Here is a 22,089-nt window from a genome sequence, read left to right as displayed (position 1 = left end):
AAACTGACACAATCATCTTGGTGAAAACATGAGTTCATATAAAATCGCGACATTGGCGTTAGCTATCAGCGCCGCTTTTAGCACGTCGGCACTAGCTCAAGAAGCTACAACGACTGAAAAGAAAGAATCAGCCCTTGAAAAGATTACTGTAACCGCGCAAAAGCGAACGCAGTCTATTCAGGAAGTTCCTATTTCTGTTGCTACATTAAGCGGCGAGAAGTTCGAAAGCATTTTCTCAGGCGGTGAAGATATTCTTGCACTAGCTGTTCGCGTTCCGGGTCTTTACGCTGAATCATCAAATGGTCGCGTAGCACCACGTTTTTACATTCGTGGTTTAGGTAACACCGACTTCGACCTTGCCGCTTCACAACCTGTTTCTATTATCATGGACGAAGTGGTAATGGAAAACGTGGTTCTAAAAAGCTTCCCACTGTTTGACGTTCAACAAGTAGAAGTACTTCGCGGTCCACAAGGCACACTGTTCGGTCGTAATACCACTGCAGGTATTATCAAATTTGACACCGTTAAGCCTACTCAGGATCTTGAAGGTTATGCCAAAGCTGGCTTCGGCTCTTTTGGTACAATGAACTTTGAAGGCGCAATCAGCGGTGGTTTAACTGACGATCTTTCTGCTCGTTTATCTGTTTTATCGCAAGATCGCGATGACTACATTGATAACGCATTCACAGGCGAAGACGATGCAATTGGTGGCTATGACGAAAAAGCATACCGTTTACAACTTCTTTGGGAACCTTCTGCAGACTTCTCAGCACTACTAAACGTGCATGGTCGCGACCTTGAAGGTACAGCGTCTATTTTCCGTGCGAACGTTTTCGACAAAGGCAGCAACGACCTAAACGGTAACTACGACCGTGAAACTGTATTCTATGACGGTGACCTTGAAGGCGACGGTATCGACAACAACCCACAAGCATACGAAGGTTTTGGTACATCACTAAAACTTGAATATGACATGGACGACGTTACTTTCACGTCAATCTCAGCACTAGAAACGGCTGACGGTTCGAGCCTTGGTGATGTTGACGGCGGCTTTAACAACGCAGACGGCACATCTGGCCCAGGGTTTATTCCATTCTCTGCAGTGACTAAAGATGAGCTGAACGACCTTGAGCAATACACTCAAGAGTTCCGTATCTCTAGTAACACTACAGACGCTATGAACTGGCAACTAGGTGCATTCTATTACGATGCATCATTTAACGTTACCAGTATCGACGGCTTCTTCGGCGCAACCACAGTTTTCCACGAAAACCAAACTTGGGCGGTATTTGGTCAAAGCTCTTACCAAGTAAACGAAAAGCTAAACGTAACAGCCGGCGTACGTTACACGCACGACTCTAAGAGCCTTGTTGTAGGTGATCAAAACGTAAACGGCTTTGCGTTAGTGATTGGCGCTGCAAGCGTTCAAGACTATGACGACGTGAATGTAAGTGACGGTCAAGCGAGCTACGAATTAAGTGCAAACTACCGTATTACTGACGACATGTCTGTATTTGCACGTTATGCAAACGGTTTCAGAGCGCAAACTATTCAAGCTCGTGACGTAGCATTTGAAGCCTCACCTTCTGTAGCTGATTCAGAAACCATTAATTCATTTGAAATTGGTTTCAAATCTGACCTGCTTGATGACTCTGTACGCTTAAACGCTGCTGCTTTCTACTACACGGTTGACGATATGCAGTTCTCTGCAATCGGTGGTGGCAATAACTTCACTGCACTGGTAAACGCAGACCAGGGCGAAGCGTATGGTTTTGAGGTTGACGCGCAATGGTTAGCCACTGATGAGCTTAGCTTTACAGCAGGTTACAGCTACAACCACACAGAAATACAAGATGATTCTCTGACTATTTCGCCGTGTGGTACTAATGCAGATTCAGGGTTTACTGGTAATTGTACAGTAACCGACCCACGCCCTGACGGTTTTGTTGCGTCTATCGACGGCAACCCTTTCCCACAGGCACCTGAGTCAATCTTCAACTTTACAGCTCGCTACACCATTCCTATGGGCGACGACGGTGAGTTCTTCGTATTTACCGATTGGGCATTCCAAGGCGAAACCAACATCTTCTTATACGAATCCGTTGAGTTTACTACCGACAATAACTTTGAAGGTGGCTTGCGCGTAGGTTACGAAAACTTCGCTCATAACTACACAGTAGCCCTATTTGGTCGCAACATTACTGACGAAGATAACGTTAAAGGCGCTATCGACTTCAATAACCTGACCGGTATTGTTAACCAGCCTCGCATCTGGGGTGTAGAGTTTAAATACACATATTACTAAGCCATTTATTAACAAATAGCTTTTGTAATAAATAGCTTTTTATAATAAGTAGAAACGGTAGCCAATTGGCTACCGTTTTTTTATGCGGGTTACAAACACTGCGCGGTTCTATCTGCGTAAGTTCTCCAATTATGCCGCTAACTGAACGTCTTGCTTACCACGTCTTACTAACTGTTCTAACTTTCTGCATACTTTCACCCAACGCGCCACACGTTGATAGTAAACCTGTTCTATGAGGTTACCTTTTTCGTCAAATAAAAAACTAGCCAGCTTTCCTTTGTGTGAAGGCAAGTAGAAGTGGTGAACATTAAAACACTTCGATAACGGCGCATGCGCTACTTTTTGGTACATGCAAAAAGGTAAGTTGTTTGCTCTTTCGTCACCGCCAGTCAGTCGCACCCGACGTTGAAATTCATCTGCACCAGGACTCACTAAAATGCCATATTTAGTAATTAACGTATCTACTGACTTAATACCTGTTTGCATATCGTCTCTCCTGCCAAAGCTTAATCATTATCGGAACACGCTTTCTACATAGTTTTTCTACTTAGTCGCAGAAGTAAGAAAGGGTGAAACCATTTTGACTCGAATCATTTTAAACCACACTGTACATATACAGTATATGTATATTCGTACGAAATGCAAACAAAAAAAAGCCGCTCATATGAGCGGCTTTCAAATGTAGAGTAAAATTTGTGAATTTTAGTTGATCATTAAGGCATAAAAACCTAGTGCAAAGCAGCCTCTAGAAAGGCCCATTGGTCGGCATAGCCCTGAATACGCATCCATGTGGGTGTGCCAGCGCCATGACCTGCTCTGGTCTCAACTTTTAGCAGTACGGGGTTATCACATCCCTGATCAGCTTGAAGCTGAGCAGCAAATTTATAACTGTGCCAAGGTACAACCCTATCGTCGTGATCGCCTGTGGTTACCATAGTCGCGGGGTAACAGGTGCCCGCTTTTGTGTTATGTAACGGCGAATAAGCATAAAGCGCTTCAAACTGCTCTTTGTCTTCACTCAATCCATAGTCTGAAGACCATGCCCGGGCATTGGCGCTTGGCGTATGGTAGCGCAGCATGTCTAACACGCCCACTGCCGGTAAAGCCGCCGCAAATAGATCGGGTCGTTGAGTGATAACAGCTCCAACCAACAAGCCTCCGTTTGAACCGCCCTGCACCGCGAGTTTTTCACTTGATGTGTAGCCCTTATCAATCAGAAAATTTGCCCCTGATATAAAGTCATCAAACACATTCTGCTTGTTTAATTTAGTGCCAGCTTGGTGCCATTGCTCGCCGTATTCACCACCACCACGAATATTTGCGATAGCGAGCACGTTACCCTGCTCTACCCACACCATGCGAGAAATAGAGTAGCTAGGCAGTAAAGAAATATTAAAACCGCCATACCCGTACAATAATGTTTTGTTATTGCCGTCTAGTTCTATGCCTTTTTTATGCACAATAAACATAGGTACTTGGGTGCCATCTTTGCTGGTATAGAATACTTGCTTGGTCACGTAGTTGTCGTAATTGACGCCAGTATCAATGGTTTTAAAAACAGAGCTTGTTCCGGTGTCTAAATCGTATTTAAAAACCTGCCCAGGGTTTGTAAAACCGGTCAGCTTATAAAATGTCGAGTTTGCATTTTTACTGCCATTAAAGCCGGATACATTCCCAATATCTGAAAACGCCAACTCCTCTAGCTTATTGCCTTTGGTGTCAAACACAACGACGTTTGCTTTCACGTCTTTTAAATAACGCACGAACAGTTTACCGCCAAGCAGAGATACACCGCGAAGCGTTGCATCACGGCTTTGTATGATGGTGGTTCTATCACTGACGACTTTGCCCGTTGATGATGTATCGCTTGCCGGGCTATCGGTTAGAGAAACTTGAATTACCTTACCGGTAGGTGCGTTTTCAGTCGATGAGAAAAAGAGCATGTTGCCTTCTTCACCGATAAGCTCGTACCTGCCATCCCATTTATCAAAAATTGGCACCAGAGGCCTTTCTTCGGTAAGGGATTTCGCATAGACACCGTTTGACTGATAGCCTTCGAATACAGAAATAAGCAGCGTTTTGCCATCTTGAATTACCTCAGGATATGGGTTCCATGTTGGTTTATCATCAAACTTAAATACAAGCTTGTCTTCGCCTTGCTCGGTGCCTAATTGATGAAAGTAAATTGAAACGGTTTGGCTATCGTCATACTCACCGTTTTCATCTTGTGGATAGCGAGAGTAGTAAAAACCCGTTTCGTCAGGCAACCAGGCGATATTAGTGAACTTCACACCGCTTACGATATCGTTCATGTCTTGCTTTGTACTCACATCACGTACGTGCACTGTTTTCCAATCGCTGCCGCCGTCAGACAGTGTATAGGCAAGATAACCTGCTTGAGGGCTCACCTCAGTAGAGGCCATAGACACGGTGCCATCGTCACTTAGCGTGTTGGGGTCGATAAGTACGTCGAAGTTTCCTTCTCCTTTCCCTTCGCCTTCTGCATCGCTGGACACATACATGACATACTGATTCTGTAGCCCGTTGTTGTAAGTATAAAACACCTTCGAATTAACTATATAAGGTGTCGAGTACTTCTCGTAATCCCAAAGCGCAGTTAGGCGCTCTGTATAGCGTTCGTGAGATGGAAGCGCACTTAACAGCGGTTTAGCTAACGCATTTTGTGCATCAACCCACGCTTTCACCTCAGGTGTATCCTGCGCTTCTAACCATCGGTAAGGGTCGTTTACTTTCACCCCGTGATAATTATCTACTTGAGCAACCGTTTTTGTCGTTGGGTAAGCCCCCGATGTAACAGACAGCGCAGGCATTGAGGTAGAGGTGCCCGTTTCTTGCGTGCTGGCTTCTTGTGGGCTTAGGCTAGAGATGTCTGCACTTTCTTTTGAGGCCGAATCAGATTGGTACGCCGAATTACAGGCAACCACCGCACCGGCCGCTAGCACCACAGCAAATGAACGCATTGATTTAATTTTCAAATTACTCTCCTTTAAAAACACGGCTGTTATGAGATCAGCCTGCACTTTCAATTTCAGAATGACTGTTGGCCGCGTTTTTCCTACCCTTAAAAATCATTCTTATGTCGTTAAGAATTAAGTACAGCGCAGGAACAAGAAGCAGTGTAATCACAGTAGCAAACAAAATACCGAACGCCAGTGAAATGGCCATTGGTATTACAATTTGCGCCTGTAAGCTGCGTTCAAATACGATAGGCATCAAGCCCATAAAGGTAGTCAGTGAAGTCAAGATAATGGCCCTAAAGCGCTGCGTACCCGCACTTATGGCGGCATCCATTAACGACAGTCCCTCTTTACGTGCCCGGTTAACAAAATCAACCATAATGAGGCTATCGTTTACCACAACACCCGACAGCGCAATAATTCCGCAGATGGACAGCACACTTACCGCCATACCAAGCACCAAGTGACCAATAATGGCACCCACCACGCCAAACGGTATCACCGACATAATAATAAGCGGCTGACTGTAAGAGCGAAGCGGAATCGCCAACAGGGCATAAATGGCAAACAGAGCAAACAGCAGTCCTTGCATCAGGCTGAAAATAGCGTCGGCTTGTTCTTTCGAATTACCCTGTAGCTTAAATTCAACGTTGGGATAGCGAGCAAGTAAGTCTGGCATGATGTTATCTACAACATCATACGTCACCTCAGACGGGTCCATTAAGGCCTTATCCACTACACCTGTAATGGTAACCGAGCGTTTACCGTCAACGCGAATGATAGAGTCGAAGCCTTGACCTAAATTGAAGGTCGCAACTTGCTCAAAAGGGATCTCTTGGCCGTTTGGCGCTCTCACGCGCATATTTTCAAGGTGCTCAATAGAGCTGCGTTCAGATTTTGGATAGCGCACCATCACTTTAATTTCTTCATCGTCACGCTGAATACGCTGTACCTGCGCGCCGTAAAAACCAAAGCGAACTTGTTGCCCTAACTGCTGCAGCGTAATGCCAAGAGCATCCGCTTGTGGCTTAAGCGCCAGCTGAATTTCATCGCTACCACCAGAGAACGTATCGTTAATGTCGGTAACGCCTTCGTAGGTATCAAGAACTTCTTTTATTTCATCCGTAATGGCGCGAAGCGCATTAATATCGCTAGAACTAAATTCAAAGCTGAGGTCTGCACCACCGCCTGGCCCACCTGGCGAGCTAATGCTAAAGGTTTTCACACCGGGAATTTCTGGTACTTCTTCCCGCCAGCGATCTTGAATATCAAAGTCTGACAGTGTGCGAGTTTCCCCTTTGGTGAGCTCTGCAAAGATTTCACCACCCAAGTTGCCGTTGTCGAAGGTCATGGCGTGTTTAATAACGTTAGTGCCCGTTTCTTCTTCAATCTTTTTGTCCATTCTACTCATGGCATCTCGAAGGGTATCGAGCACGCGGTCGCGCTGAGCAATGGACGAGCCAGGCTCTAATTCAAAGCTTGCCGACATAAAGTCGCTTGGAATACTGGGGAAAAATACAAACCGCACAATCCCGCCGCCAAATAAACCAACCGTTAAAATAAGCATGGCTAGGAAAGTGGCTACGGTGGTATAGCGGTTTCTCACGGCCTTAGCCAAAAATGGGGCATAGGTATTGTGAATAAACTTCTTAATGCCTTCGCTGAAGAAGTCTCTAAAACGCTGAAATTTGTTTGCTTTTGCCGGGTCGTATGGCTTCAGCTTCATGTGCACTAAATGCGCAGGTAATATCAGCTTTGACTCTATTAGAGAGAAGACAAGACAAACAATAACCACCATTCCAATGGTTTTCCAAATAATGCCGAAGGGCCCAGATACCATTAGCATTGGCGAGAATGCGGCAATGGTTGTTAACACACCAAAGGTGGCGGGCATTGCTACCTTTTTAACCCCAGCGATAACATTTTCTGCACTGTGGCCTTTTGCGTCTATTTCGGAATACGCAGACTCCCCCATAATAATGGCGTCATCTACCACAATCCCCAGAACTAATATAAAAGCAAATAAGCTAAGCATATTAATAGACACGCCAATCATGTCTAAAGGCATCACTAACAAGGTACCTAAGAAGCAAACAGGCAGGCCAATAATGACCCAAAACGCCAGCTTAATTTTGAGAAACAAAGACAACACCAAGAAAACTAACAAGGCACCGAAAAACATGTTTTCTAGCATCATGTTGAGTCTGTCAGCGAGATAAAACGAGCTGTCTCCCCATGTGTCTGCTGTAATGTGCGCTGGGAACGTCTCTTTTTCTTTGTCGATGTATTGGTTAACTTGCTCGGATATTTCTAAGGCATTTTGATCGCCCACAGCGCGAACACGCAAACTTACCGCAGGCTTTCCATCAAATAAGGCGTACTGGTTATTCTCAATAAAGCCATCGTTAATGTAGGCCACATCGCCTAAGGTTACTCGCGTACCGTTGCTGTTTGACACTAAAATAATTTGTGAAAAATCCCAACCGGTATACGCTTGACCTTTTGTTCTTAATAAAATGTCGCCATTTTCAGTTCTAATCGAGCCGCCGGGTAAGTCGATACTTGACTGACTAAGACGCGCCACAACATCGGCAAAGGTGAGGTTATATTTTTGCAGGTCAGATTCAGAGAGCTCGATTGAAATTTCATAATCGCGAGCACCCACCACCTGAACACTCGATATGCCGGGCAGGTTTGCAATATCATCGCGAAGGTCTTTTGCAAACTCTTTTAACTCGCGCTCGCTAGCATCGCCATACACCGATACCCAGATAACGTCTTGCTGAATCTTTTGTCGATATATAACCGGCTTTTCTGTATCCGCAGGAAAGCTGGGGATTGCATCAACCTGTACCTTAATTTCATCGAGCAAAGACTTAACGTCGTAGCCCTCTTCAACTTGAATACTGACGGTTCCCATGCCCTCAACTGCTGTAGCGTTAAGCTGCTTAATTCCCTCAAGCTCTTTTACGGCCTCTTCTATTTTAAGCAGTACGCCCTCTTCCACTTCTTGTGGCGCTGCGCCCAAATAAGGAACTCGAACATTGACTACATCAATTTCGAAACTTGGAAACACTTGTTTTTGAATTGAAAATGCACCAAATAAGCCACCAACGACTAATAGCCACATCAATAAGTTAGCGGCTACATTGTTGCGTGCAAACCAAGCAATCAACCCGCTATGTGTATCTATACGACTCATTCGCTGCCACCTTCTAAGGTATCAGTACTAATTTTCTCTTTATCTGAATTTTTATCAGTGCCTTTATCTAGCTCAGCTTCTTCGGCTAACACTATTTCATCGCCTGGTAGTCGAACTTTCATTCCGTTATAAGGGTTAGGAACTGCACTTGTCACTATCAGAGTGCCTTCGTTTATACCGCCGCTAATAAACACGTCTTCAGCCGTGGTGCGTGTTACATCAACAGGAACAATTTCAAGTTCGCGATTTTCATTCACAGTCAGTACGGTATTATCTAAACGAAGAATATTGCGAGGAAGTACTATTAAGCTTTCGTCTCTGCCCGATGTAATCTCGGCCTCAACAAATTGTCCAAATCGAAGTGGAGAGTCTTGCTCGTCATTAATTTGATAAGGCAACGTCACTTCAACTACAGCAAAAACTACACGGCTTCCGGTATCCAAAATACCTTCAGAGCGAACTAGGCGCCCAGTCCAACTGCGTTTTGCACCGCCCACCGTGGCCCGCAAAGTAACCTCTGCACCGTCTGATGACTGGTCGGCAATGTTGATAAACCTTAGGTCGCCATCGGTAATAGGCAGTCTTACCTCAGCCGTATCAGTTGAATACACCATACCGATTGGCGTTCCCATTGCTACGAACTGACCTAAATCGATATTTCGCTCAACTACAATACCGTTGTAAGGCGCTTTTATTTTTGTGCGCTCCAAGTTACGTCTTGCACGCTCTAATTTTGCCTCGGAGGCTTTTACATTCGCTTGTTCTTTGGCGAGTTGCGGCTTGCGCAACCCCAACTCGGGAGGCGTTGAGTTGCGTACTGAACGCCATTCTTGTTCAGCAACTTTTCCTCTCGCAATTTCTTCTTGTAGCGCAGCCTGCGCTTGCGCAAGTTCAGCCTCAGCAAGCTTCATATCGGTCATGTAATCTTCTTGCTCTAGCACAGCAAGCACATCGCCTTTTTTAAACGTTCCCCCTACTACAAAATCGTCAGATAGAGAGACGACTTGTCCACTTACCTGAGCACTCAATGCAGTTTGATGTTTTGGGACAACATTACCCTGTGAACTGACGACAAAACTAATAGACTCGGGTGACACCTTTTGCGCGTCTACCAAAAAGGCCGGTATCTCAACGGGAACCTGTTCGGGTGGTTTTTTAGCGCTGATCATGATTGCTGCTGCAACGAATGCAACAACAATAATAATAAGTGGTATACCACTCTTCTTTAGACCGGAGTTCTTCATTTTCTATCCCTAGGAACGTGTTGCGAAGGCCTGTTAAATAAGACCTGATATTTTATTATTGTATGTAACCAGTGTACTGATTTTTCTTTTCTGTTGCTTTACATAGATTGTTAGATTTTATGTATTTTTTTTGAAAACCGCATCGCTACATAAAGCACGGGTAATATAAGGAATTATTGGACTAATAAAAAGTCTGATTGAAAAACTTTCGATAATCGGTGATTATTTATGCGCTCAAGTGAAAAAGAGCGTTAGAAAAGACACTTTTTTCTAAAAATAATATTTTCGCTACGTTGAAGAGAAACACATTATGAGTCTTAAGAAGCAATACCTTAAATCTAAACCAGTGTGCAAAGTGACATTTCGACTGAATGCGGAAGCAGCAGGAGAAGCGCAAAACGCAGAGCTTTGCGGCGACTTTACTGGCTGGGACGAAAAGCCCCTGTCGATGAAAAAGCTAAAAAGCGGTGACTTCACCCTAACAGTTAACCTAGAAAAAGATGCCGAATATCAATTCCGCTACCTTTTAGACGGTAAAACTTGGGAAAATGACTGGGAAGCCGATGCATATAGAACATCACCAGTTAGTTTTGAAGAGAACTCCGTAGTTCGCGTATAAGCCACTTGCAAGCCACACTAAAATAATTACAGATTCCCTACAGAAAGGGCTGCAGAAGCAGCCCTTTTTTATTGCGTGTTATCGCTCTTATTCAAACAGGTATTCAGTCAGCTGTTATACAAACATGCTGCTAATACTTGATTAAATAGCGCCTTCCAATTCTGGAAGTACTTCAAACAAGTCACCCACCAAGCCGTAATCTGCAACTTGGAAAATAGGCGCTTCTTCGTCTTTGTTGATAGCGACGATAACTTTAGAGTCTTTCATACCAGCAAGATGCTGAATAGCACCAGAAATGCCCACTGCAATATAAAGCTGAGGAGCAACAATCTTTCCTGTTTGACCCACTTGCATGTCGTTGGGCACAAAACCGGCATCAACGGCTGCACGAGATGCACCCATAGCTGCGCCTAATTTGTCAGCAATACCTTCAAGAAGCTTGAAGTTCTCGCCGTTTTGCATACCGCGACCGCCAGAAATAACCACATCGGCAGCAGTAAGCTCAGGACGCTCTGACTCTGTAAGCTCTTCAGATACAAAATCAGATTTTTCGTTTGCTTTTACTACGTCGATAGCAGCAACTTCAGCGCTGTTGCCTGTTTGAGCAGCATCGAAAGACGCAGCTCGCACAGTAATCACTTTCGTTGCGTCGCTTGATTGTACAGTCGCTATCGCATTACCCGCGTAGATAGGTCGAATAAACGTATCTTCGCTTTCCACGCCAATGATATCGGAAATTTGAGCTACATCGAGAAGTGCCGCAACGCGAGGCATGAAGTTCTTGCCCGTAGTTGTTGCTGCTGCAATGACGTGAGAATAATCGCCCGCTAGTTCAAGTACTAGGTCTGCAACATTCTCAGCTAGCTGATATTTATAAACTGCGTTGTCTGCAAGCAATACCTTAGTAACGCCGTCTACTTGCGCAGCTGCATCAGCAACCGCCTGACAGCCTTCACCAGCAACCAATACATGAATGTCGCCACCCATTTGCTTTGCAGCATGCACTAGTTTATTAGTTTCGGTTTTTAGGCTCGCATTGTCGTGTTCTGCGTATACAAGTACTGTCATGAGATCACCTTCGCTTCATTTTTAAGTTTATCTACTAACTCAGCAACGTCTGCTACCTTGATACCACCCTCGCGCTGTGGCGGTGGCGTTACTTTAAGCACTTTCACGTGAGACTCTAGCGCTACACCAAAATCTGCCGCTGCTTTAACATCTAAAGGCTTGCGTTTAGCCTTCATGATATTAGGAAGTGATGCATAACGAGGTTCGTTTAAACGAAGGTCTGTGGTTACTACCGCAGGAAGAGAAAGCGCAATAGTTTGAAGGCCGCCGTCTACTTCACGTGTAACGTGTACTTTTTCACCGTCGATGGCCACTTCAGAAGCGAACGTGCCTTGAGGCATTCCCGTTAATGCTGCTAGCATTTGACCCGTCTGATTATTATCAGAGTCGATGCTTTGCTTGCCAAGAATAACCAGCTGTGGCGCTTCTTCTTCAACAACTTTTGCTAAAAGCTTAGCAACTTGTAAAGAATCTAGGTTTTGATCGGTATCAATCTGAATGCCGCGATCAGCACCTAATGCCAATGCCGTGCGAATTTGCTCTTGGCAGCTTTTATCGCCAATTGAAACAACAACGATTTCAGTGGCAATGCCCTTTTCTTTTAATCTTACTGCTTCTTCAACAGCAATTTCACAAAACGGGTTGATGGCCATTTTTGCATTAGTAAGGTCGACGCCAGATTCATCGGCTTTCACTCTTACCTTAACGTTGTAGTCGATCGCGCGTTTGACCGGTACGAGTATTTTCATATTTACCTCAATTATAGAGTTCGTCGGTGTCTACTACGTTTCACTAATAATTAACTATTAAAAATTAAAAACGTATTACTTCACCACGCTTTTTGAAACTTTAATAAAGCACTTTACGTTAAAAAAAAACCGTGGAACGTCCGTTTTTACAAGGCTAGCTCGAAAAAGGCGTTAACACCACGTTTACCAGCGCATAAAATGCGTTGTCAGTTAACGTTAACGTAAACTGCTATGCAATGTACTTACTGTTGACGTAAACGTCAACCTGGATTACCTTGCAGGTCGACATTTAATTTACATGTTTTTGACACATTGCATTATTTGTTTCATCAATAGTGCATTATAAAAATACGAACATAAGGAGCCTCCCGTGGAACGAGAATCGATGGAGTTTGACGTAGTCATCGTCGGTGCCGGCCCAGCTGGACTATCAACTGCTTGTAAGCTCATGCAGCTTGCAAATGAAAATGACCAAGAATTAATGGTTTGCGTAGTCGAAAAAGGCTCCGAAGTAGGTGCACATATCCTTTCGGGTGCTGTTTTTGAGCCTCGAGCCATGAATGAACTCTTCCCCGATTGGAAAGAGAAAGGCGCGCCGCTTAACACGCCTGTTACTGAAGATCACATTTACCTGCTAAACGATGAGAATTCGGCCAAGAAGCTGCCAAACGGTATTACCCCAAAAACCATGCACAATGAAGGTAACTATATTGTCTCTATGGGTAATGTTTGCCGCTGGCTTGCAGAACAAGCTGAACAGTTGGGTGTTGAAGTATTCCCTGGCTTTTCTGCCGCAGAAACAATTTACAATGAAGACGGTAGCGTTGGCGGTGTAGTAACTGGCGACATGGGCGTTGGTGAAAATGGCGAGCATAAAGACGGCTACATGCCGGGTATGGAGCTTCGCGCAAAATACACGATATTTGCAGAGGGTTGTAGAGGCCATCTTGGTAAAGAACTTATTTCTCACTTCAACCTAGATAAAGACAGTTCGCCACAACATTATGCCATCGGCTTTAAAGAAATCTGGGATATCGACCCAGCCAAACACCAGCCAGGTTTAGTGGTGCACAGCGCGGGATGGCCATTAGATGAAGCCACTGGCGGCAGTTATATGTATCACGCCGAAGATAACCAAGTGTTTGTGGGCTTAATTGTTGACCTTAATTATGAGAACCCTTACTTAAGCCCGTTTGATGAGTTCCAACGTCTAAAACATCACTCGGTATTTAAGCAATACCTTGAAGGCGGTAAGCGGGTTTCTTACGGCGCTCGCGCCATTGCTAAGGGTGGATTTAACTCACTGCCTAAAATGACGTTCCCTGGCGGTCTATTAGTAGGTTGTAACGCTGGTACGCTGAACTTTGCGAAAATTAAGGGCAACCATACGGCCATGAAATCTGGCATGCTGGCTGCTGAGAGTATATTTGAAGCAATAAAAGAAAATAATGAAGCACCGGTTAAAGAATTAACCAGTTTCACAGACAAATTTAAATCGTCTTGGGTATACGATGAATTATTCCGTTCGCGTAACTTTGGCCCGGCAATTCATAAATTGGGTAATTTCTGGGGCGGTGCATTTAACACCTTAGAACAAAATTTCTTTAAAGGTAATTTACCCTTTACCATGAAAGACGAGCATAAGGATTATGCGCAGCTTAACGAAGCGGATAAATCACAAGAAATCAGTTATCCCAAACCAGACGGAGTCTTGAGCTTCGATAAACTATCTTCTGTGTTTTTATCCAATACAAACCATGAAGAAGATCAACCCTGTCATTTGCAATTGAAAGATCCTTCTATTCCAATTCAGATAAACTTACCGAAATTTGCAGAGCCTGCTCAACGTTACTGCCCTGCTGGTGTTTATGAAATTATTGAAGATGAAGGTGAAAAGCGTTTTCAGATTAATGCACAAAACTGCGTACACTGTAAAACCTGCGATATCAAAGACCCAAGCCAGAACATTAAATGGGTAGTGCCTGAAGGTACTGGCGGTCCTAATTATCCGAATATGTAAATGTTGAGTCGATTTGTGTAAAGGTTTGCTTTTTAGCGACTGAATTACGCTATATATCGTATTAAATTAAAAAGTGGGCTCTGCCCGCTTTTTTTTTGCCCGTTTATTAATTATTATCATTATGAATTTACACCCAACGTACTAAGGTTAATTAATGAGTGATTTTTTAGATATTTTAACCCATGGAAGACGTTTACAAGGTGCAGTAAAGGAATTAAGCATTGAAGAACTGGAAGATGTTCAAGAGAAATTAGCAAATATTGTTGATAAGCGAAAAGAAAAAGCGCTAGAGCAAGAAAAAGAAATACAGGAAAAACGGGAAAAACTGGCCGCCATTAAACAACAAATGGAAGAAGCAGGTTTAAATTTTGAAGACCTACAGGCTTTAAGTAGCGAAACAAGCAAGAAAACAGGTAAAAAACGCCCTGTTAAATATAAGCTTGTAGACGAAAAAGGCGTTGAGCATCCTTGGACCGGTATTGGCAGAATGCCACGGGTTTATAAAGACGCCCTTGATAGTGGTAAATCGTTGGATAGCTTTTCAACTAATTAAGGCACGCCTTAATACATACTGTTATTAATTACATTTATATAGGTCTGCATTGCAGGCCTCTTTTTTTCATCAATTTATTTGGCGACTACGTGGATATAAATTACAAAATATCTCAATGCGATAATTCATCGTCATGGCTTTTTTTAATTCATGGATTATTTGGAAGCGCTGATAATTTAGCAATAATTAAACGGCATTTTGAAAAACAATACAATATTGTAAGCATCGACCTTCCCGACCACGGTGAGTCGAAATGGACAAATGGATTTGACGTCACTAACGCAGCCAGCGCCATTAACGATATTGTCGAAGCACTTTCCCTTTCGAGTGTAGCGCTACTAGGTCATTCCTTAGGTGGCAAAGTCGCAATGCAGTTTGCACTTAACTACCCAGAGAAAGTGAGTCATCTTGTTGTGGCTGATATTGCGCCAGTTGCATACAATCACAGGCATTACAGCATATTTAATGGTTTAAATGCGGTTCCACTAGATGACATACAGGGCAGAAAAGACGCTGAATCGGCAATGTCTGAGTTTATTGAGGAACCTGGTGTACGACAGTTCTTACTTAAAAGCTTGTACAAAACGGACGAAGGTAAATGGTCTTGGCGATTTAATTTAGCAGGACTGATAGAGAGCTACCCTCACATAGTAGATTGGCAACAAACGTCTAAACAATTTAACGGGCCTACCCTATTTATAAAAGGGGGCAATTCCGATTATATAACCGCGGAGCATAAAGCCGCTATCGGTACCTATTTCCCGAATGCGAAGGCGCATATTATTGAAGGTGTCGGGCACTGGCTGCACGCGGAAAAGCCTGCGGTTTTTAATGCAATTGTAGAGAGAATGTTACAAAAAAATTGATTTTTTGTATTGATAAAACAATCTCTTATTAAATTTGCGATGACAGCGAATACTATTACATATTTTTGAATGTTTTGGTCTCTTACACATTCGCATATTGTGATATCATTCGCGCAGATTTTGTAGATTACTGATATTGAATTAACGAAACCATGCTTGCAGAAAACTATGAACTAATAGAGTCCATTATGCTATATGGCGGCCTTGCAATACTTTTTGCATTGATGGGCTTTGCTGTGCACGATGTATTGCGTAAGAACGATGTTCCTCTCATTGGTAAAGTAGTGACCTACGGCGTGCTTGGCTTAGGTGCGGTGGGGTTTCTAGCTAAGGGACTCATCGAATGGTTCTGGCTTAATTCAGGCGTTTAAACAGACAGAAATGATTAATAGAGGTTAGTTATGGCGAGCGTTGGCCTATTTTTCGGCAGTGACACGGGTAATACCGAACACGTAGCGAAGATGATTCAAAAAGAATTAGGTAAGCAACTCATTGACGTAAAAGACATTGCTAAGAGCAGCAAAGAAGATATTGCCGAGTTTGACCTTCTTATCTTTGGAATACCTACGTGGTATTACGGAGAAGCACAATGCGATTGGGACGATTTTTTCCCAGAGCTTGAGGGCATCGACTTTACCGATAAGCTAGTGGCAATTTTCGGCTGTGGCGATCAAGAAGACTACGCTGAGTATTTCCTAGATGCCATGGGTATGGTGCGCGATATCGTTGAAGCGAAAGGCGCAATTCTTGTTGGTCAGTGGTCTACCGATGGCTACGACTTTGAAGCGTCTAAAGGCATGGCTGATGACAATCACTTTGTCGGTCTTGGTATTGACGAAGACAGACAGCCAGAGCTTACTGACTCAAGAGTAAAAGCTTGGTGTAAGCAGATTCACGACGAGCTATGCCTCGCTGAACTGGCATAAGCAGCGCCCGTTTATTAAAGATAATAAAAAACCGCTCATGATGAGCGGTTTTTTTGTGTCTGATATTTTATTTCTGACATTATGCTTTCTTTTACAATTGAAAACGCTCAACCGCTTTTCGCAAGCTTTCAGTTTGCGCATCTAACTTCATGGTCGATTCGTTAGACTGCCTTGTGCTTTGAGCACTGGAGTCTGCCAAGCTAACAATGGTGTTTAAGCTTTGCGCTACGTCGGCCAACAACACGTCCTGCTGTTCGGTATCGGTGACAATGTGCTCGTTGATGTTGCTTAGCTGCTCGATAATTTCCCGAATACCTTTTACCTGCTCTGCAACCTGGTGGGTAATATCAACGCTGCCCTTTGCCTGCTCTTTCCCAGATTCAATGGCTTTAACCGCTTCAGCAGCATCTTTTTGTAAGTTGCCAATCATCTGCTCAATTTCTTCGGTTGAGTCATGAGTTCGATTTGCTAGGGTTCTTACTTCATCAGCAACAACGGCAAACCCACGTCCTTGCTCCCCTGCTCTGGCAGCCTCTATGGCCGCGTTAAGCGCCAATAGATTAGTTTGTTCTGCAATGGTTTTAATAACGTCAAGTATGCTACCAATGCTGCGAGAGTTATCATCTAACCGGGCGATAATCTCTGCAGATGTTTCAGCCTGTTTAGCTTGGCTATCTACTTGCTGTCTATTTCGCTCTACGAGGTGGCCAATGTCTTGACTCTGATTGGTAATATCCCGTAGCGCAGACATAGCCTGATTAATTTGTTTAAGGTTACTGCGGCTTTTTTCCTGTACATGTTGCGTATTGGTGGACGTAACCGTAACTTGCTCTCGTTGGTCATCCACATCAACGAGGCTCTTATCACCCAATTCGACGCTCTCTTTCGCTATTTCGATTAATCGCGTTTCTTGCTCTAAAATATTCCCAACCAGCTCTCTTAGGCTATCGGTCAGGCTATTCACTTTGGCAGACAGTGCTGAGAACTCATCATTCCCTTCTTCTGGTAGCTTCTGGCTTAAATCCCCCTTACTCAATAAACTCAAACCGCGGTTAATGCGACTAAGTGGTTTTGAGATGCTGCGGGTAACCACAACGGCCAGCACGATAGCGGTAATAAGGCCAAAGATAGCAACAATAGTATTTTTAACTAAGTTAGCTTGTACCGATTCTAATATTGCGTTTTGCCCACTTAACGCTTGAGCTTGAACCCGTTTAAATAACGCGTTGATATCGTCTAAGGCCGTATTGAGCGATGAGGTCGCATTGCTTCTCTCTTTCACCGTGTTTTCAATCATTTCTAGCTTTGCTGTTTGCAGCGCTGTTAGCTTATCAACAGCGACCAGTAAGGCATCGTACTGCTCATTAAACGCACTCACCGTGCCACCGTCGTCTATGCCGCTTGCTAACCTATTTATATAGTCTCTATCTACCTGAAGGTTACTGAGTTGATAACTTAAATCATCAATAATCCCTAGGCTTTCTTCTGAGCGATTAGACTCTGCTAATTCGATAAAAGAGTCATTGATTGTGAGAAGCTTGTTATCTATGGCAGTGCCAGCGCCAATTAATGTTTCTATAACTGGATCGTTAGAGTCGATGTAAGAAAGGTCAAGCATAAGTGCACTGGCCTCATCGGCCACCATTAGCACTTGTTCAAGTTGGCTTTGCAACTGCGCCTCTACTTCCATACGCGATTTTATGGCCGCATACATTTTATTACTGCTATCGACGTAGTGAAGACTATCTGCAATTGCTTTTTGGGCGTCGTCATTTGAGGGCATTAACGATTTGAGGTTATCGAGATCTTTTGTGAATTCAGAAGATAAAGAATCAAATAATGCTTTATTTTTTTCGAATGAAGCAGCGTTTTCCACATGGAAGCCGTTTGCTGTGATAACAGATAATGACAAAATTTCTGTTTTCACTCTTACCATGCTGGTTTGCTCAGGCATTTTTCGCTCAACAACATCTTCTGCAGATTTGCGGATATCGTTAAGGCCGAAGTAAGATAAAACACTGGTAAATAAAAGTAAGCATCCGAACAGACCAAAGCCTAACGTTATTTTATTTATTATTGTTAACTGCATAATAGAATCCAACAAGTACGCCCGACAAAAGCAAGGAGTGTCACAATAGTCTTTCAATTCTAGTTTAACAATATGTAAATTCAATGCACCAAAAGTTTATATCTATTTTACATATTCATGTTTCTTATCCTGCACTTAATGAACAATCGCTACCGTTTTACGCTTAATTGAACAAACTCTTATTTTTTGCTCATTATTTAGTCGATGAGTAAAATTCGTTCATAAGGTTAAAGAAACCTTAGTTTTACTTTAAAATCGCTACAAGTTACCTATAATACCTGCAAATGTTTTTCACACTTTCTCAGTAGGTTGTAATGGATCAAAATAAAGAATTGAAAAGAGCAGGGCTTAAAGTCACTCTGCCTCGCCTTAAAATTTTACAAATTCTGCAAGACCCAAATAATCAACACATAAGTGCGGAAGATGTGTACAAGATTCTTATCGAACAAGATGAAGAAATTGGTTTAGCTACGGTATATCGTGTTCTTAACCAATTTGACGACGCCGGCATTTTAAATCGTCATCACTTTGAAGGCGGCAAATCTGTTTTCGAAATAAGCCATAAAGACCATCACGATCATTTAGTATGCCTTAAGTGTGGAAAAGTGATTGAGTTTGAAGACGATATTATCGAGCAGCGACAAGAAATGGTGGCAAAGCAGCACAATATTAAGCTTACTCACCACAGCCTGTACCTTTACGGTGAATGTACCGACGGGAACTGCGACACACTCGACTAATTTAGGCGTGTTGACCTAAAGTTCAAATGAAAAACCTGCCTTTACTCACGTATCGGCAGGTTTTTTTTCGCTTTTCAAGCGTGGCTTATATGCGCATTAAGCGTCAAATTTATAAGCGTGATACGCCCTTATTGCCCGTTCCCACACTTCGCCTGCCTCGCCCTCACCGATGACATTCCCATCAATTTCAATAACCGGAGACACTTCCTTACTCGATGACGTAAGCCACACCTCATCTGCATCGAGAAGTGACTCTTTAGAAAACCACTCCTCTACAACGTTAAGGTTTGCACGCTTAAACGATTCTAGTGCAATGTGGCGGGTGATCCCTGGCAGCAATTCATTATTTAAGGGCGGCGTTTTAATCATGCCGTTTTTCACCATAAATACGTTGCACGAACTTGCCTCAGTTATCAGCCCTTTCTCGTTATATAAAATTGTTTCGTTAACACCAGCTTTTACGCCACTTTGAAAGTGCATGACGTTGCCAAGCAACGATGTGGACTTTATATGGCACCGTTGCCAACGCTTGTCTTCTTCTAGTGCCACTTTAAACACCTTGGCACTGCTTCTTGAATTTGACTGGGGGGCTGCCATTTCAAACGCGAAAGCAAAAACCGTTGGTGTAACGCCAGTTGGGTATGCATGATAACGCTTAGTGTCAGTACCTCGACTCACATGGAAATACACTCCCACGTTACCACTTTCTATATGCTGAGCATTTTCTGTTGCCAGCTGCAGCACAATGGATGTCCACATGGCATCGTCATAAGGATTATCAATTTCAATGGCCGATAGCCCCGAGGCCAACCGCGACAAATGGCCCTTAAGCCCTACCGGTTTTCCCGCATAGGTCGGTATCACTTCATAAATACCATCACCAAATAGGAAGCCCCTATCCATCGGTGAAATTTTTGCTTCACTAAGGGGAAGGTATTCACCGTTTAAAAAAGCGACTGTCATGCAATTTCTCCTCTCAATCGCTGCACGTGTTGCCGAGACAAAAGAATGTCGGCTCGGGCTTCTTCACTATTTTGAAAAATAAAGGAAACTGTCTCACCGGGAACCCGCTGAGCCAAGCGACTTACATCGAGTGGGTTTAAACATCCTAGCTTCGGATAGCCACCCAGAGTTTGTCTATCGCGCATCATGATAATAGGCTGTCCATCTGGAGGTACTTGAATTGCGCCTATATGAATAGCCTCTGAGCGCATAGACGACAAAGATGAAGCAATATCTGCTCCGTTCAAACGATAGCCCATTCTGTCGATTGACGAACTGACCGTATATTCTGAGCTTTCAAACATGCGCTTCGCTACCTGACTAAAATGCGCTTCTTGATAACCTTTAATGACACGTAACGGCGCCTCTATGTCATAGGCTACATGCTCTCCGCACTTTATTGACAAACTGTTCTGGATTGGCAGCTGACGAACAGATACCGCTTCATACGTTTGCTCATCGCAACGACTTATATCGATACAGTCACCGTCGCTAATTCCTCGACCGTCACCATGAAGGCCGCCAAGGGACTCTCGAACTACAGTACATGCACTGCCAACCTGATGGGGAATTTTCCATTCACCATAAATAGCAAGATACGCCTTACTTCCAACATATCCACTTTGAAAGCTTAAGCGGTCATTTTTATTGACCTTGATACTGGAATAAGACGGTTGGTCATGCCCATTTACCTGCACCGTTACCTGCCGCCCCGCAACAGCAACAATAGCAGGCTCATGAAAACAGACCGTCATTTTTCCCATCACTTCTAAACAGGGTGTATTGTCGGGGTTGTGAGCAAGAAAATTTGCCCAATGATACGCCATTTCGTCCATAGGGCCGGATTGGGAGAACCCTTGGCGCTGCTTACCTATTCTGCCTTCATCAACAATGAGGCTGAAAAGGCCTTTCGAAATTACTTCAACCTTCATGATAGGCGTTAAACTCACTTTCTGTTATCGACACAAATTTTACGGTATCGCCAGCACTTAGCAAAGGTTGATTGTCTTTATCCAACATGTTTTCAGGGCACAGGCCCATTAAATTCCAGCCGCCGGGAGATTCGCTAGGATAGACGGCGGTTTGTCTATCTGCGATGGCAACCGCTCCCTTCGGCACTTTCTTTCTGGGCGTGCCTAATCGTGGGCACTGTAGTTGTATCGGAATATCTCCCATGTAGCCAAAGCCAGGAGCAAACCCCACCGCGTAAACCTTATATTCAATGCTGGTATGGAGTGAAATTGCCTCTTCAATCGACAGGGATGTTTTTTGACTAATTTCAACAAGATCGTTAGCGTCTGGCGCACCATACCACACAGGCAATATATGGCATTTTCCTGGGGCTACTTCAGTTTCACCACCTGCCGAGCTAACAACTGCCGAGCTGCCAACTTCAGGGCCAATCATGGTGTTTCCACCGTTTTGCCAGCTGCGAAGCGTATTGTATACAAAGTGGCTATCGACTCGCTCAATATCGAATATTATTAATAAGCTATCGTAGGATGGCACACATTCTACAAGCCAAGGTCGTTCGCTATGACTGGCAGCCCTATCGAGTACACGCAACCATTGCTGACAGGCGGCATTTGCTTGTTCTAGGTTTGAACCTGAAAAATACAACATAATGGCATCTGCTCCCACGGGAACAAACTGCTTAATACTGCCAAAAGGTTGCATGAGCATCTCCTACCTTAAGACCACTTTCAAAATAACGTGTTTTTTGAAACA

The 22,089-nt window shown here is 43.8% G+C and carries 18 protein-coding genes; 8 read left to right on the top strand and 10 right to left on the bottom strand.

All coding sequences use genetic code 11. The features are described 5' to 3' along the window. The first annotated feature begins 28 nt into the window (after nt 1-28). Entirely contained in the window at nt 29-2,305 is a 2,277-nt protein-coding gene (locus JV36_RS0109730; RefSeq protein WP_032095840.1) for a TonB-dependent receptor, read from the top strand. Between the two features lie 129 nt (nt 2,306-2,434). Here JV36_RS0109730 and JV36_RS0109725 read toward each other — a convergent pair whose 3' ends face one another. The 4 genes from JV36_RS0109725 to JV36_RS0109710 form a co-directional block, all read right to left on the bottom strand. After that, entirely contained in the window at nt 2,435-2,791 is a 357-nt protein-coding gene (locus JV36_RS0109725) for a hypothetical protein (RefSeq protein WP_032095839.1), read from the bottom strand. A gap of 242 nt (nt 2,792-3,033) precedes the next feature. After that, nucleotides 3,034-5,301: a prolyl oligopeptidase family serine peptidase gene (locus tag JV36_RS0109720; protein WP_235207818.1), complete on the bottom strand. Its 2,268-nt coding sequence runs from the start codon at nt 5,299-5,301 to the stop codon at nt 3,034-3,036. Nucleotides 5,302-5,335: 34 nt separating this feature from the next. Beyond that, entirely contained in the window at nt 5,336-8,485 is a 3,150-nt protein-coding gene (locus tag JV36_RS0109715; RefSeq protein ID WP_032095838.1) for an efflux RND transporter permease subunit, read from the bottom strand. Next, a complete protein-coding gene (locus JV36_RS0109710) occupies nt 8,482-9,729 on the bottom strand; it encodes an efflux RND transporter periplasmic adaptor subunit (RefSeq protein ID WP_032095837.1) in 1,248 nt (415 codons plus the stop codon). The genes JV36_RS0109715 and JV36_RS0109710 overlap by 4 nt, the downstream gene beginning before the upstream one ends. A 310-nt stretch (nt 9,730-10,039) precedes the next feature. On the opposite strand from JV36_RS0109710, the gene JV36_RS0109705 reads away from it, so the two are divergent. After that, on the top strand, nt 10,040-10,348 hold the full coding sequence (locus tag JV36_RS0109705; RefSeq protein WP_032095836.1) for an isoamylase early set domain-containing protein: 309 nt from the start codon (nt 10,040-10,042) through the stop codon (nt 10,346-10,348). 141 nt (nt 10,349-10,489) lie between these two features. Here JV36_RS0109705 and JV36_RS0109700 read toward each other — a convergent pair whose 3' ends face one another. After that, nucleotides 10,490-11,416 carry an electron transfer flavoprotein subunit alpha/FixB family protein gene (locus tag JV36_RS0109700; protein WP_032095835.1) on the bottom strand — a complete coding sequence of 309 codons (927 nt, stop codon included), beginning with the start codon at nt 11,414-11,416 and terminating at the stop codon, nt 10,490-10,492. Next, the gene (locus JV36_RS0109695; protein WP_032095834.1) at nt 11,413-12,165 is read right to left on the bottom strand and encodes an electron transfer flavoprotein subunit beta/FixA family protein; all 753 of its coding nucleotides are present in this window, start codon (nt 12,163-12,165) and stop codon (nt 11,413-11,415) included. The genes JV36_RS0109700 and JV36_RS0109695 overlap by 4 nt, the downstream gene beginning before the upstream one ends. A gap of 370 nt (nt 12,166-12,535) precedes the next feature. Between JV36_RS0109695 and JV36_RS0109690 the strand changes: the two genes are divergently transcribed. The 5 genes from JV36_RS0109690 (at nt 12,536) to fldA (ending at nt 16,530) form a co-directional block, all read left to right on the top strand. Beyond that, complete coding sequence (locus JV36_RS0109690; RefSeq protein WP_032095833.1) at nt 12,536-14,185, top strand: electron transfer flavoprotein-ubiquinone oxidoreductase; 1,650 nt, start codon at nt 12,536-12,538, stop codon at nt 14,183-14,185. Between the two features lie 154 nt (nt 14,186-14,339). Continuing rightward, the gene (locus JV36_RS0109685; protein WP_032095832.1) at nt 14,340-14,738 is read left to right on the top strand and encodes an H-NS histone family protein; all 399 of its coding nucleotides are present in this window, start codon (nt 14,340-14,342) and stop codon (nt 14,736-14,738) included. Nucleotides 14,739-14,827: 89 nt separating this feature from the next. Continuing rightward, the gene (locus JV36_RS0109680) at nt 14,828-15,604 is read left to right on the top strand and encodes an alpha/beta fold hydrolase (protein ID WP_032095831.1); all 777 of its coding nucleotides are present in this window, start codon (nt 14,828-14,830) and stop codon (nt 15,602-15,604) included. Between the two features lie 152 nt (nt 15,605-15,756). Then, the gene (locus JV36_RS0109675) at nt 15,757-15,975 is read left to right on the top strand and encodes a DUF2788 domain-containing protein (protein ID WP_032095830.1); all 219 of its coding nucleotides are present in this window, start codon (nt 15,757-15,759) and stop codon (nt 15,973-15,975) included. A gap of 30 nt (nt 15,976-16,005) precedes the next feature. Beyond that, a complete protein-coding gene (fldA, locus tag JV36_RS0109670) occupies nt 16,006-16,530 on the top strand; it encodes a flavodoxin FldA (RefSeq protein ID WP_032095829.1) in 525 nt (174 codons plus the stop codon). 91 nt (nt 16,531-16,621) lie between these two features. On the opposite strand, the gene JV36_RS0109665 is transcribed toward fldA, so the two are convergent. Next, entirely contained in the window at nt 16,622-18,619 is a 1,998-nt protein-coding gene (locus tag JV36_RS0109665; protein ID WP_032095828.1) for a methyl-accepting chemotaxis protein, read from the bottom strand. 314 nt (nt 18,620-18,933) lie between these two features. Here JV36_RS0109665 and fur point away from each other — a divergent pair, with 314 nt between their 5' ends. After that, nucleotides 18,934-19,359: a ferric iron uptake transcriptional regulator gene (gene fur, locus JV36_RS0109660; RefSeq protein ID WP_032095827.1), complete on the top strand. Its 426-nt coding sequence runs from the start codon at nt 18,934-18,936 to the stop codon at nt 19,357-19,359. Between the two features lie 96 nt (nt 19,360-19,455). On the opposite strand, the gene JV36_RS0109655 is transcribed toward fur, so the two are convergent. Genes JV36_RS0109655 through JV36_RS0109645 form a run of 3 tightly spaced genes read right to left on the bottom strand, consistent with a single transcriptional unit; the run spans nt 19,456 to nt 22,038 of the window. Continuing rightward, nucleotides 19,456-20,322: a D-amino acid aminotransferase gene (locus JV36_RS0109655; RefSeq protein ID WP_032095826.1), complete on the bottom strand. Its 867-nt coding sequence runs from the start codon at nt 20,320-20,322 to the stop codon at nt 19,456-19,458. Beyond that, on the bottom strand, nt 20,319-21,293 hold the full coding sequence (locus JV36_RS0109650; protein ID WP_032095825.1) for a biotin-dependent carboxyltransferase family protein: 975 nt from the start codon (nt 21,291-21,293) through the stop codon (nt 20,319-20,321). The genes JV36_RS0109655 and JV36_RS0109650 overlap by 4 nt, the downstream gene beginning before the upstream one ends. Further along, entirely contained in the window at nt 21,283-22,038 is a 756-nt protein-coding gene (locus JV36_RS0109645) for a 5-oxoprolinase subunit B family protein (RefSeq protein ID WP_032095824.1), read from the bottom strand. The genes JV36_RS0109650 and JV36_RS0109645 overlap by 11 nt, the downstream gene beginning before the upstream one ends. Between the last annotated feature and the right edge of the window lie 51 nt (nt 22,039-22,089).

Origin of the sequence: Alteromonas sp. LOR, assembly GCF_000753865.1 — a bacterium.
Lineage (GTDB): Bacteria > Pseudomonadota > Gammaproteobacteria > Enterobacterales > Alteromonadaceae > Alteromonas.
Note: the sequence above shows the minus strand (reverse complement) of the source record. Positions and strands in the feature narration are given on the sequence as shown.